A 12,912-nucleotide genomic window follows, 5' to 3' on the forward strand; every position below is an offset into this window, starting at 1 on the left:
GGAACGAAACTATCTATGTCGAAAGCAATTGCCGGTCACAAGTATCGTCACTACAAAAAAGAAACGATGATTTACACCGTCGTCACCGCCGACGCTCTCGACTGTGAATCGGTCAAGCCGCTCGTGGTTTATCGCAGCGAATACGAAACGCCCGACCACCCGAAGGGAACCTTATGGGTGCGCGACCGCGAAGATTTTGAAAGCAAGGTGACGCATGCCGACGGTACTATCGTAGACCGTTTTACTGAAATCTGAGTACAGAATTATTTTCGCTTGAATTCGGCTAGAATCATGCCTGCGACAATAGCCACTGCGCCCACGATGGCAATGGGCGTAATGCGTTCGCCAAGAGCAATTGCTGCCGTAATCATGGTAATCAAGGGTGCTACATAGCCGTAGTTGCTCGCAAGAACTGTGCCGAGCTGTTTCAGCACATTGTTCCAGATAAGGTATCCGAACAGGGAGCAGCATACTGTAAGGCACAAAAAGTTAAAAGCGACGACGGGTTCCATAAAGTTCTGCCACGGAATATCAAGCACTTTCGACACATCGCCTCGCGCTTCGATAAACAGGGCGGGAATAGACATTAGGGTGCCGTAGAAAAACATCTTGCGCGTAATGAACAGTGAATTGTATTTGCCGTTCAACTGCTTCACGACTAGCGAATAGATTGCCCACATGACTCCGGCGCTGCAGGCGAGCAGATCACCCACGGGCGAAAGCTTCAAGACGAACTTGCCGTTCAGAACCACTAGCACCATGCCGACGAATGTGACAAGACAGCCTAGAACTTGTCGCTTGCCGAGACGTTCGCTTTTATAGAAAATGCTTCCGAGAATCAGAATGAGTAACGGGTTCGCGCAAATAATGAGCGCCACGTTGCTCGACGGCGAAAACGAAAGCGCCGTATTTTCGGTCCAAAAGTAAAGTGTACATCCGGTAATGCCACTGATGAACAGAATCAGTTCATGCTTCCAGTTTTGGCTGCGGAATTGCTTGTGGCTTGCCGCCAAAAGAATCAAGTAGGTAATCGCAAAACGCAACGAGAAGATTTGCACTGCCGAAAAACCATGATTCAAGAGCACCTTCGTGCTTACGAAGCTCGTGCCCCAAAAGGTGATGGTAATAATGGCGAGCAAATGCCAAAAGGCGAGACTGTTGCGAGAGGGTATCATTGAACACAAAAGTAGCTTTTTATGGTGTTTTTTAGTGAAATTCTAGTTATAGTAAAAAACTATAGGTAGATATCGGAATTATATATGCGGGTATTTGCATAAACGCATTGACAAGCAATAGCGATTTTCTATATTTACCTATATAAAAAATATGTAAGTCGGCGCAAAATGGGCTGCTGGCTATAATTAAACGAGTTTTTAACAAGAGGCTAAAATGTCTAAAATCGAAACTTTGTGCATTCAGGGCGGCTGGCAGCCGAAAAACGGCGAACCGCGCGTGCTCCCCATCTACCAGAGCACCACTTTCAAGTACGAAACTACCAACGATATGGCCGACTTGTTCGACCTGAAGGCTTCGGGCTATTTCTACACCCGTCTGCAGAACCCGACTAACGACGCTGTCGCGAACAAGATTGCCGCTCTCGAAGGCGGTGTCGCTGCCATGCTTACGAGCTCCGGTCAGGCTGCTAACTTCTATGCCGTTTTCAATATTTGCGAATCTGGCGACCACTTCATCAGCACCAGTGCCATTTACGGCGGTACGAGCAACCTCTTCTCCGTGACGATGAAGAAGCTCGGCATCGAATGCACGTTCGTTGACCAGGATGCCTCCGACGAAGAAATCGAAAAGGCTTTCCGCCCGAACACCAAGTGCGTTTTCGGCGAAACCGTTGCTAACCCGGCTGGCAAGGTGCTTGACCTCAAGCGCTTCGCCGACATCGCCCACAAGCACGGCGTTCCGATGATTGTCGACAACACCTTCCCGACCCCGATTCTCTGCCGCCCGATTGAATTCGGCGTGGACATCGTGACTCACTCCACGACCAAGTACATGGACGGTCACGCGATGGCCGTGGGTGGCTGCATTGTGGATAGCGGCAACTTCGACTGGGAAGCAAACCACGACCGTTTCAAGGGCCTCACCGAACCGGATCCGAGCTATCACGGTCTCGCCTACACGAAGGCTTTCGGCAAGGGTGCCTACATCACGAAGGCTACTGCACAGCTCATGCGCGACTTTGGTTCCATCCAGTCTCCGCAGAATGCGTTCCTCCTGAACGTGGGTCTTGAAACGCTTCACCTCCGCATGCCGCGTCACTGCGAAAACGCTCTCGCTTGCGCCAGGTTCCTCAAGAATCACCCGAAGGTGGCTTGGGTCAACTACGCCGGTCTCGAAGGCGACAAGTACTACGAACTCGCCCAGAAGCAGTTCAAGGGTGGTCTCCCGTGCGGTGTTCTCACCTTCGGCATCAAGGGTGGCCGTGAAAAGTCCATCCAGTTCATGGATAGCCTCAAGATGATTTGCATCGTGACTCACGTGGCTGACGCTCGTAGCTGCGTGCTGCATCCGGCAAGCCACACTCACCGTCAGCTTAGCGACGAACAGTTGATTGAAGCTGGTGTTGCACCTGATTTGATCCGTTTCAGCGTCGGTATCGAAAATGTCGAAGACATTATTGCCGACTTGACTCAGGCACTCGACAAAGTGTAATCGATATTCTGAGTAGAAATTTCCCTGGCTATGCCAGGGATTTTTTTATTTGCTCGGGTTTCTTATAAAATAACGTTTTTGAGCGAGTTCCGAAAGAAATGTGCAAAAATAAACACAAGAAGTGTTTTAATTTGTGTAAAAATTGTGGACAAAAAAAGCTAAATGGAGTGTAAGTTTTTTGTATAAAATAAATTCAGTTGCACCCCTTGTCAATAAATACCCTTTATTGTAACTTTGTTTACAATAATATTGTTTTGAGGGTTAGGAGTCCATCAAACACCTCGGGAAGTCCTGCTGCGCAAGTGGCGGGGCTTCCTTTTTTACAATTTTGTGTGATTTTGTGTAAGAGTTCGAGAAAAAAAATGATTTTAAAATATGGACTTTATTAAAGCGAGTTGGCGATATTCATTACATGCTTAAACCCGCTGTCAAAAAATGCAAAAACTTGTTTTTGCGCTTTGTCGCCTTGCGCACTTTTGCCGCGGCTCTCGCCTTTTTTCTATCTTTACCCCCGAAAAAATTAAAAGGATAGAACTATGGCTAAGTACAATCCGCAAGAGATCGAAACCAAGTGGCAAGCCTACTGGGAAGAACATCAGACTTTCAAGACGGGCACCGATAAGTCCAAGCCCAAGTATTACTGCCTGGACATGTTCCCGTACCCGAGTGGCGCAGGCCTCCATGTGGGCCACCCCGAAGGTTACACCGCTACCGATATCATCTGCCGCTACAAGCGCAGCCGCGGTTTCAATGTGCTCCACCCCATGGGTTGGGATGCTTTCGGCCTCCCCGCGGAACAGTACGCCATTCAGACCGGTACGCACCCGGCCATTACCACCAAGAAGAACTGCGACAATTTCCGCCGCCAGATCAAGCGCCTTGGCTTAAGCTACGACTGGAACAAGGAAGTCAACACCACCGACCCGAAGTATTACAAGTGGACGCAGTGGATTTTCAAGCGCCTTTACGGCACCTGGTTCGATGAAGACCAGCAGAAAGGCCGCCCCATCGAAGAACTCCCGATTCCTGCCGACGTCGAAGCCAAGGGTGCTGCCGAAGTCCGCAAGTACAAGGATTCCAAGCGCCTCGCTTACTACGCCGACGCACAGGTGTGGTGGTGCAAGCACTGCAAGATTGTTTGTGCGAACGAAGAAGTCTTGAACGACGGCTCTCACGAAAAGTGCGGCACCAAGGAAGTGGAACGCCGTAACCTCAAGCAGTGGCTCATGCGTATTCCGCTGTATGGCGACCGCCTGCTGAAGGGCCTCGACAAGCTCGACTGGCCGCAGGGCGTGAAGGACATGCAGAAGAACTGGATTGGCAAGAGCTACGGCGCCGAAGTGGACTTCCCGATTGCCGACGCTAACGGCAAGCCGACCGAAAAGAAGCTCCGCGTCTATACCACCCGTTGCGATACGCTGTTCGGTGCCACCTACATGGTTGTGGCCCCGGAACACGCGATGGTCCCGGAACTCACGACCGCCGAACAGAAGGCCGCCGTGGAAGAATACGTGCACGCCGCCGCCTTGAAGAGCGACCTCGACCGTACCGAACTTGCCAAGGAAAAGACCGGCGTGTTTACTGGCTCTTATGCCGTGAACCCGCTCACCGGCGCCAAGATTCCGGTGTGGGTTGCCGACTACGTTCTGACCGGCTACGGCACCGGCGCCATCATGGCCGTGCCCGCTCACGATACCCGCGACTTCGATTTCGCGAAGAAGTTTAACCTGCCCGTCATCTGCATCATGGAACCCGATGCAAGCTGCCCCGAAGACGTTCGCCCGAAGGTCCTCGCAGGGGAAGCCTGCTGGGCTGCCGACGGCACCTACATCAACAGCCAGAACGACACGCTTTGCCTGAACGGACTCAACAAGAAGCAGGGCATCGCGAAGGTCATCGAATGGCTCGAAGCCAACAAGATTGGTAAGGCCACCGTGAACTACAAGCTCCGCGACTGGCTCTTCAGCCGCCAGCGCTACTGGGGCGAACCGTTCCCGATTATCCACTGGGAAGACGGCGAAATCTCTACCGTCGATGATTCTGAACTGCCGGTGCTGTTGCCGGAACTCAAGGACTACAAGCCGGGTGACGGCGGACAGTCCCCGCTCGCCAACGCCACCGAATGGCTCCAGGTGACCGACAAGAACGGCCGTAAGGGTATCCGCGAGACGAATACCATGCCGCAGTGGGCTGGTTCCTGCTGGTATTACCTGCGCTACATCGACGCCTGCAACGGCGACGCATTTGTTGCAAAGGAACTTGAAAAGTACTGGATGCCCGTGGACCTCTATGTGGGCGGTGCCGAACACGCCGTGCTCCACTTGCTCTACAGCCGCTTCTGGCACAAGGTGCTCTTCGACCTCGGCCTCGTCTCTACCGACGAACCGTTCCAGAAGCTCTTCAACCAGGGTATGATTCTCGCTTTCGCTTACGAAGATGCCGCTGGCTCCAAGGTCCCGACCGACGAAGTCGAAGAAAAGAACGGCAAGTTCTTCAAGAAGGGAACCGACATCGAGCTCAAGCAGATCGTGGCGAAGATGAGTAAGTCTTTGAAGAACGTCGTGAACCCCGATGACGTTGTTCGCGACTACGGTGCCGATAGCCTTCGCTTGTACGAAATGTTCATGGGCCCGCTCGATGCTGTGAAGCCGTGGCAGACCAAGGGCATCGAAGGCATGAACCGCTTCCTCGGCCGCGCTTGGCGCTCCGTGGTGGGCGACGACGATGCCGCTCCGGTTTACGTTGACGAAACCGCTCCGGAAGCAATCGAAAAGGTGATGCACCAGACCGTTATCAAGGTGACAAGCGATATCGAAAACATGAGCTTCAACACCGCAATTAGCCAGCTGATGATCTTCAACAACGAAATGATGAAGATGGACAAGCGCTACCGCGAACCGTGCGAAACGTTCGTCAAGCTCTTGCACCCGTTTGCCCCGCATATCGCCGAAGAAATGTGGAGCATCCTCGGTCACAACGAATCGCTCACGAACGTCGCCTGGCCCGAAGCCGACCACTCCAAGGCTGTGGAAAACACCGTGGAAGTCGTGTTCCAGGTGAACGGCAAGGTCCGCGCCAAGGCATCTGTCGCCAAGGACATGGACAAGGCCGCCCTCGAAAAGCTCGCCATGGAAAACGATAGAATGAAAGAGTTCATGAACGGCAAGACCGTCGTGAAGTCCATCGTGGTCCCGGGCAAGCTCGTGAATATTGTGGTTAAGTAAACCCGGCCCCACCCTTAGTGTCATCCCCGACTTAGTCGGGGATTTTTTGTTGATATTTCTGGATTCTCCTGAAAAAACGATATGTATATTTATTCTAGAAATCTTCGTTAATGAAGGTTGGCTCCATGCGGAGCAAAGGGGAGTATGTATGAAAAGATTTATAGTTTCGTTTGGTCTTGCGATTCTTTTTGCGGCCTGTAGTGGAGATAACGTGTGTTCCGTTGACAAGCCTGAAGCAAGTGATTCTTCGTCAAGCGTTGCGCCGGTGTCCAGCAGCAAGACGGTTAAATCAAGCAGTAGCAACGATGTGGTTAAATCAAGCAGTAGCAACGATGTGGTTGAATCGAGTAGCAGTGCCGAGGCCTTGCCAGATACGGTATTGATAGACGAACGCGATGGCCAAACTTATAGGATTGTGAAAATCGGCGACCAGATCTGGATGGCGGAAAACCTGAATTACGAAACGGAAAGTAGTTTCTGCTATAACGATTCGACGGAGTACTGCGAAACGTACGGTCGCCTCTACACTTGGGCGGCGGCGGTCGGTAAATCAGAAAAGGAATGCGGCAGCAGTTTGTGTGGCCTGCCCAGAAGAAACGTGCAGGGGGTATGCCCTAGCGGTTGGCATCTGCCGTCGCATGAAGAAATGGACGACTTTGTTTATACAGTGGGTACATATCCACTTGTGACGGCTATAATCAAGTCGCGGACCGGGTGGGATGATGGGTCGAACGGTACGGACGATTATGGCTTTTCTGCACTTCCTGCAGGCTATCGCAATATTGTGGGGGGATATGCCGGCAAGAACAGTGCTTACTTCTGGATGGCTGAAGAGGACCGTCAAGAAACGGCTTATAAGATGGGCTTGATTGACGGCGATCCAACGGCTAATTGGGGTACTGAAAAAAAGAGACTCGCTTTTTCAGTCCGTTGCCTTAAGGACAAGGAGCCGAACTTGAAGGATTGGAGCTGGGATGTGCCGAAGGATGTCCGTCTGAATCCGGATGTTGCATATGACAGCGTTAAAGACTCTCGCGATGGCAGGGTTTACAAGACGGTAAAAATCGGTGGCCAAGTCTGGATGGCCGAAAATCTGAATTACGCCGACAGCGTGGCAACCCCCGGCTTGAAAGGCGGAAGTTGGTGCATTGACAATGATACTGCCAACTGTAATGTGGCCGGACGGCTCTACTATTGGGAGGCCGCCGTGCAGGGCGTTTGCCTTGACGGTTGGCATTTGCCGACAAAAGAGGAGTGGAGCGCATTGATTGATACCCTTGGGGGCGCTGTGTCGGCGGGTAAACGTCTCAAGTCCATCACCGGCTGGGATAAAAACGGCAACGGCGTTGACGATTTCGGCTTCTCAGCTTTACCGGCAGGGAAGGCTTCTTCTGCGCCTTTTTATGGATTGTCATTTAGTGATGATGGCGTGGGAACTCTTTTTTGGAGTTCTACAGAAGGCGATGACGTCGGCGCATACGGTGTATCGTTGTGGAATTATTCTGATGTGGCTGATTTGGATTACTTCTTCAAAGATCTCGGGTCATCAGTCCGTTGCGTGAAAGATTCTGAATAAACGCGAAAGGTCCCTGAGCCTGCCGAAGGGCCTTTGCATCAAAGAGTCTTCCTGGAGCGTCCGTGAGGACGCGATAGGATCCATAGAAATTCAGACCGTAGCAAAAACGCTGCGGTCTTTTTATATTTAAAGCATGTTTAAGGTAATCAAGGCGTTTTGCCGTCTGCTTTCGAATTACGCTTCCCCCTTTGTCATCGCAAGCGCAATAGTCGCATTCTTCGTTCCGGTCGCTTTCGGCTGGGTTCACGGGAATGTATCCTCCATCATTCTCGGCGTCATCATGTTGAGTATGGGCCTTACCATTTCGACAGATGATATCCGCAATCTGCTAAAACAGCCGCTCCATATTTTGCTCGGTGCGGTTGCTCAGTACACGATCATGCCGTTTGTCGCTTTCGGGCTTTCGAAGGTGTTCGGGCTGGATCCGTATCTGGCTGTGGGTATCATTCTGGTAGGATGCTGCCCGGGCGGTGTCTCGAGTAACGTCATGAGTTTCTTGGCCCGCGGTGACGTGACCTATTCGGTGAGCATGACCATGGTGAGCACGCTTCTTGCGCCTATCATGACGCCGCTGCTTGTGCTGTGGCTGGCTGACACGAGCATTGACGTGAATGCGAAGGGAATGTTCCTGAATATTCTTTATGTGACGATTGCGCCGATTACCATCGGATTCCTTTGCAACTACTTCTTGGGCAAGCGCGCCGTATTTAAAGAAATCCAGTCGAACATGCCTGCCGTGAGCGTGATTGGCCTGATGATGATTGTGGGTGGTGTAGTCGTGACGGTGCGCCCGCAATTGTTCGCAAATGGCCTCGGCCTGATTTTCTTGGTGCTTGCGGTGGTGTTCTGCCACAATGCGCTGGGCTATGTGCTTGGCTACAGCGTGGGTAAACTCTTCAAGTTCAATACCGCCAAGAAGCGTACCATCGCTATCGAAGTCGGCGTGCAGAATGCCGGCATGGCGACGGTGCTTGCCATGGCTTTCTTTGCGGATCCCGAAAACGTGGCGAAGAACCCTGCCGCGGTTCTTTGCATGGTGCCCTGCGCCTTGAGTTGTGCCTACCATTCCATCAGCGGAACGGTGCTGGCCAATATTTTTGCTTGGCGCGACAAGAAAAAGGCTCAGTAAAACAACATTTATCCGAAAAAATCATTTTCTCGGACAAAGTGAATATGAAAAAAGCCGCGACCTTTAAGTCGCGGCCTTTTAATTTTGGGAAGCGGTTGGCCCGCCCTTCAGATTACTTCTGGTGAGCCTTGAACCAGCGGATAAGACCGTTGGTGGAGCTGTCGTGGTTCAGTTCGGCGTCGGCCTTGGCAAGTTCCGGAAGGATCTTCTTCGCGAGCTGCTTGCCGAGTTCAACACCCCACTGGTCGTAGCTGTTGATGTTCCAAATCACGCCCTGCGTGAAGATCTTGTGTTCGTACATGGCGATGAGGGCGCCGAGCGTTTCCGGAGAAACGTAGTCCATCATGATGGAGTTGGTCGGCTTGTTGCCTTCGAACACCTTGTGCGGGGCGAGGAATGCGATTTCTTCTTCGCTCTTGCCGTCCTTGCGGAGTTCTTCCTGAGCCTGGGCGAGGGTCTTGCCGTTCATCAAGGCTTCGGGCTGTGCAAAGAAGTTAGAGAGGAGCTTCTGGTGATGGTCGCCGACCTTGTTGTGGCTGTTGGCCGGGGCGATGAAGTCGCAAGGAATCATCTTAGTGCCCTGGTGAATCAGCTGGTAGAAGGCATGCTGGCCGTTCGTACCCGGTTCGCCCCAAAGGATCGGACCAGTCTGGTAGTTCACGCGCTTGGAATCGCGGTCAACAGTCTTGCCGTTGGATTCCATGTCGGCCTGCTGGAAGTAGGCAGCGAGGCGGTGCAGGTACTGGTCGTACGGGAGCATGGCGTAGCTGGAAGCGCCAAAGAAGTTGTTATACCACACGCCGATGAGGGCGAGGATCACCGGGAGGTTCTTATCGACCGGTGCAGTCTTGAAATGCTGATCCATTTCGTAGGCGCCCTGGTGGAGCTTCATGTAGTTGTCGAAACCGATGCGGAGAGCAATGGAAAGACCGATGGCAGACCACAGGGAGTAACGGCCACCCACCCAGTTCCAGAATTCGAACATGTTGGCGGTGTCGATACCGAAGGCAGACACGGCTTCGGTGTTGGTGGACAGAGCCACGAAGTGCTTGGCGATGGACTTTTCGTCGCCATTGAAAGCCTTGAGGACTGCAGCCTTGGCAGTTTCGGCGTTGGTCATGGTTTCAAGAGTGGTGAAGGTCTTGGAAGCAACGATGAAGAGCGTTTCTTCGATGTTCACCTTCTTGAGGGTTTCGGCCATGTGGGTGCCGTCGATGTTGGAAACGAAGTAGACTTCCGGAGAGTATTCGCCAGCAGCCGGCTTTTCAGCATACGGCTTGAGGGCTTCGGTCACCATCACCGGACCGAGGTCGGAACCGCCGATACCGATGTTCACCACATACTTGATGGCCTTGCCGGTGTGGCCCTTCCACTTGCCGGTACGCACGAGCTTGGTGAATTCTTCCATGTGCTTGAGCACGGCGCGAACTTCGGGCATCACGTCCTTGCCATCGACGCAAATCGGATCGTTACCCTTGTAGCGGAGAGCGGTGTGGAGCACGGCGCGCTTTTCGGTGGTGTTAATCTTTTCGCCGGCAAAGTACTTCTTGCGCATGTCTTCGAAACCGGCGGACTTCAGGAGGTCCTGGAGCTTAGCCATGGTTTCGTCAGTGATGATGTTCTTGGAGTAGTCCAGGAAGAGGCCGCAGGCTTCGGCGCTGAACTTTTCGGCACGAGCCGGGTCCTTTGCGAAGAGTTCCTTCATGTGCCAGGTCTTTGCGACTTCGGCGTGGGCCTCAAGGGCCTTCCATTCCTGAGAATCAGTCAGTTTCGACATAGATTAATCCTTTCCGCTGCGCGGTTATTTGTTGCGAGGGTAAAAATAGAAAAATTTTTATATACATTTAGTGACATGGATACATCAATTCTCGACAAAGCGATTGTTTTTGCGGTCAAGGCGCACCAGGGGGCAGAACGCAAGGGGAAGGGTTTCCCGTATATCGTCCACCCGATGGAAGCCGTCTCGATTGCCGCTACCATGACAAACGACCAGGAGCTTCTGGCCGCCGCTGCATTGCATGATACCGTAGAAGATACGGCGGTCACGCTCAAGGATGTGGAACGGGAATTCGGCAAGCGCATTGCGGAACTTGTCGAGGCGGAATCCGACATTGAATTTGAAGGTAAGAGCCGCCAAGAAAGCTGGCGCCTTCGTAAAGAAGAAGCCATTGAACGCCTGTCGACGGCGACGAACGAAGTCAAGATGGTTGCTCTTGCGGATAAATTAAGTAACATGCGCGCCATCTACCGCGATTACCAAGCGATTGGCGACAAGGTGTGGGACTTGTTCTGTGTCAAGGACAAGGCTTCGCACGAATGGCATTTCCGCGGGCTTGCCCGTGCCCTCGCTAGCCTCAAGGGAACTTTCGCTTACGATGAATTCGCCGAAACCATCGACAAGGTATTCGGAAAGTAGGCCAAGCAATGGATCAGCAAGAAAAAAAGAATTACGGGCTTCCTCCGAAAGAAACCTTGATTCTGGAAGAATACCGCGAACAGCATGTTTTTTTTGAAAAGCTTTTGCGGGTGGTCAAGCGCATTCTTCGCGAAAGCATCGAAGAAAATAAAATCTACATCAACGCCATCGAAGGCCGCGTCAAGGCCGAAGATAGCCTTGCGGGCAAACTCGAGCGCAAGTCGGGCAAGTATAATTCTCTTTCAGATTTGACGGACATTCTGGGCGTTCGCATCATTACTTTCTACAGCGACGAGGTCGATAAAGTTGCCGCCCTTGTGGGCCGCCTTTTCGAAATTGACTGGGAAAACAGCATCGATAAACGTAAGATGCATGAAATCCATAGCTTTGGCTACAACTCGCTGCATTACATTTGCCGCCTGCCCAAAGAAAAATACTTTGATCCCGAATATCCGCAAATGAACGAAGTGCGTTTCGAAGTGCAAATGCGCACGGCCCTACAGCATGTGTGGTCGGTGCTTGATCACGATACGGGTTACAAGTCGGGCTTCGAGGTTCCCAAGGAATACCTGCGCAACTTGAATCGCTTGGCAGGCATGTTGGAACTGGTTGATGAACAATTTTGCGTGATTCGTACGGGAATCAACGACTATCGTCGTCAGGTGCAGTCTTTGGTGAGCTCGGGCAGCTTTGACGAAGTCGAACTCAATGGCGACTCGTTTGGGAATTACTTGGAATTGCGTCCGTTCGATATGTTGAACAGGCGTATCGCATCCATTAATCAGGCCGAAATTCACGAGACTTCGCTAACGCGATTCCTGAGCGTGTTCGCTTCCTTTGGATTTAAGACATTGGGAGATATCGATCGGCTCATTAAGAGAGATACGGAAGATGCTTACCAGTTGGCAGTATTCCAGTTGGCAAATACGGACCTCGATATCATCAACTCTTCGCTCGGCGTCATTTCGCTTTGCGCGGTCCATGTGCTTAAACAAGGCGGTGGCGTACTGGAACTGACCCGCTTCCTGGAAACACTCAACGGGGTGTCTGCCAGCAACAAGCACCGTGCCGAGGGCATTTTCCGTGTGGCGCAGAACCTGTCGTTCATGAAGAAATGATTAGTAAATAGTAAACGAAAAATCCCCAGCATTGTTGCCGGGGATCTTTTGTTTTTTGAGGGAGTCAAATTTTAGTTAGCCGGAGGCGGAGGAGGCGGGTTGCCATGCGGGCCGTCATGGTGGTGTTCGCCGTGCGGGCCGGGGCCTTTCGGGCCTTTCTTATGCTCGCGGAACTTCTTCATCTGTTCCTTGTGGAAGGCGTTGAACTTTTCAAGCTGTTCGGCGGTCAAGATCTTGCCGAGAGCAGCCATTCCGTTAATGCGGTGTTCAAGCAGAGCCTTGTCTGCTTCAAGAACCTTTGCCTTGGCGGCTTCGATGTTTGCTTCATCTTTGCTTTCCAGGGCGGCGCCCAGGGCCTTTTCGGCTTCGTGCTTTTGCTTGCGGAGTTCCTTGAAAATGGAATCGCCCTTCACGCGGCTGGCTTCGATGGCGGCCTTCTGTTCCGGCGTCACCTGCAGCAAGGAATCGATTACTTCAAAGTTCGGGCCTTTGAATTTCGGACCGGGATCCTTGTCAAAGTCGCCATGCGGACCCTTGTGGCCATGCTTGGCGCAGTTCGGGCAATGGCAAGGTTGACCGTTCTTTTCGCAAGAACAGGGGAGACCCTTGGTGCAGTCGCAGGGGGCGTTCATCGAGCTGTGTTCGCAAGGGGCGCCTTTTTTGCAGCAGGACATGCCCATGCCGTTACAGCAACAGCCGCCTTTAAGTGTTCCCAGGAAAAATCCCAGGGCGAGGGCAAGGATTGCGATACTTGCCGCGAAGAGTTTGTTTCCGTTCATAGA

The 12,912-nt window shown here is 52.3% G+C and carries 10 protein-coding genes; 7 read left to right on the top strand and 3 right to left on the bottom strand.

Annotated features, from left to right (window positions below):
* Positions 1-15: 15 nt before the first annotated feature.
* Positions 16-255 (top strand): DUF1653 domain-containing protein, encoded by a 240-nt coding sequence (locus B7989_RS00715; RefSeq protein ID WP_088626738.1) that lies wholly within the window; start codon positions 16-18, stop codon positions 253-255.
* Between the two features lie 8 nt (positions 256-263).
* Here the strand turns inward: B7989_RS00715 and B7989_RS00720 are convergent, their stop codons facing one another.
* Positions 264-1,175: a DMT family transporter gene (locus tag B7989_RS00720; RefSeq protein ID WP_088626739.1), complete on the bottom strand. Its 912-nt coding sequence runs from the start codon at positions 1,173-1,175 to the stop codon at positions 264-266.
* Positions 1,176-1,389: 214 nt separating this feature from the next.
* On the opposite strand from B7989_RS00720, the gene B7989_RS00725 reads away from it, so the two are divergent.
* From B7989_RS00725 to B7989_RS00740, 4 genes are all read left to right on the top strand, one after another.
* Positions 1,390-2,667, top strand: a complete 1,278-nt coding sequence (locus B7989_RS00725) for an O-acetylhomoserine aminocarboxypropyltransferase/cysteine synthase family protein (protein WP_088626740.1) — start codon at positions 1,390-1,392, stop codon at positions 2,665-2,667.
* A gap of 536 nt (positions 2,668-3,203) precedes the next feature.
* Entirely contained in the window at positions 3,204-5,891 is a 2,688-nt protein-coding gene (leuS, locus tag B7989_RS00730) for a leucine--tRNA ligase (protein ID WP_088626741.1), read from the top strand.
* A gap of 148 nt (positions 5,892-6,039) precedes the next feature.
* Positions 6,040-7,467 carry a fibrobacter succinogenes major paralogous domain-containing protein gene (locus B7989_RS00735; RefSeq protein WP_088626742.1) on the top strand — a complete coding sequence of 476 codons (1,428 nt, stop codon included), beginning with the start codon at positions 6,040-6,042 and terminating at the stop codon, positions 7,465-7,467.
* Between the two features lie 133 nt (positions 7,468-7,600).
* Positions 7,601-8,596 (top strand): bile acid:sodium symporter family protein, encoded by a 996-nt coding sequence (locus B7989_RS00740; RefSeq protein WP_088626743.1) that lies wholly within the window; start codon positions 7,601-7,603, stop codon positions 8,594-8,596.
* A gap of 112 nt (positions 8,597-8,708) precedes the next feature.
* Here the strand turns inward: B7989_RS00740 and pgi are convergent, their stop codons facing one another.
* Positions 8,709-10,373: a glucose-6-phosphate isomerase gene (gene pgi, locus B7989_RS00745; RefSeq protein ID WP_088626744.1), complete on the bottom strand. Its 1,665-nt coding sequence runs from the start codon at positions 10,371-10,373 to the stop codon at positions 8,709-8,711.
* A 75-nt stretch (positions 10,374-10,448) separates the two neighbouring features.
* Here pgi and B7989_RS00750 point away from each other — a divergent pair, with 75 nt between their 5' ends.
* A complete protein-coding gene (locus tag B7989_RS00750) occupies positions 10,449-11,012 on the top strand; it encodes an HD domain-containing protein (protein ID WP_088626745.1) in 564 nt (187 codons plus the stop codon).
* A gap of 8 nt (positions 11,013-11,020) precedes the next feature.
* The gene (locus tag B7989_RS00755) at positions 11,021-12,130 is read left to right on the top strand and encodes a GTP pyrophosphokinase family protein (RefSeq protein ID WP_088626746.1); all 1,110 of its coding nucleotides are present in this window, start codon (positions 11,021-11,023) and stop codon (positions 12,128-12,130) included.
* 71 nt (positions 12,131-12,201) lie between these two features.
* Here B7989_RS00755 and B7989_RS00760 read toward each other — a convergent pair whose 3' ends face one another.
* Entirely contained in the window at positions 12,202-12,909 is a 708-nt protein-coding gene (locus B7989_RS00760; protein ID WP_144264926.1) for a Spy/CpxP family protein refolding chaperone, read from the bottom strand.
* Positions 12,910-12,912 lie beyond the last annotated feature (3 nt).

It is taken from the genome of Fibrobacter sp. UWB5, assembly GCF_002210295.1.
In the GTDB taxonomy this organism is placed as follows: domain Bacteria; phylum Fibrobacterota; class Fibrobacteria; order Fibrobacterales; family Fibrobacteraceae; genus Fibrobacter.

What these genes read in the sequence shown, in the direction of transcription:
- B7989_RS00715 (WP_088626738.1), top strand. Translation starts at nt 16, where the DNA reads ATGTCGAAAGCAATTGCCGGTCACAAGTATCGTCACTACAAAAAAGAA.
- B7989_RS00720 (WP_088626739.1), bottom strand. Translation starts at nt 1,175, where the DNA reads ATGATACCCTCTCGCAACAGTCTCGCCTTTTGGCATTTGCTCGCCATT.
- B7989_RS00725 (WP_088626740.1), top strand. Translation starts at nt 1,390, where the DNA reads ATGTCTAAAATCGAAACTTTGTGCATTCAGGGCGGCTGGCAGCCGAAA.
- leuS (WP_088626741.1), top strand. Translation starts at nt 3,204, where the DNA reads ATGGCTAAGTACAATCCGCAAGAGATCGAAACCAAGTGGCAAGCCTAC.
- B7989_RS00735 (WP_088626742.1), top strand. Translation starts at nt 6,040, where the DNA reads ATGAAAAGATTTATAGTTTCGTTTGGTCTTGCGATTCTTTTTGCGGCC.
- B7989_RS00740 (WP_088626743.1), top strand. Translation starts at nt 7,601, where the DNA reads ATGTTTAAGGTAATCAAGGCGTTTTGCCGTCTGCTTTCGAATTACGCT.
- pgi (WP_088626744.1), bottom strand. Translation starts at nt 10,373, where the DNA reads ATGTCGAAACTGACTGATTCTCAGGAATGGAAGGCCCTTGAGGCCCAC.
- B7989_RS00750 (WP_088626745.1), top strand. Translation starts at nt 10,449, where the DNA reads ATGGATACATCAATTCTCGACAAAGCGATTGTTTTTGCGGTCAAGGCG.
- B7989_RS00755 (WP_088626746.1), top strand. Translation starts at nt 11,021, where the DNA reads ATGGATCAGCAAGAAAAAAAGAATTACGGGCTTCCTCCGAAAGAAACC.
- B7989_RS00760 (WP_144264926.1), bottom strand. Translation starts at nt 12,909, where the DNA reads ATGAACGGAAACAAACTCTTCGCGGCAAGTATCGCAATCCTTGCCCTC.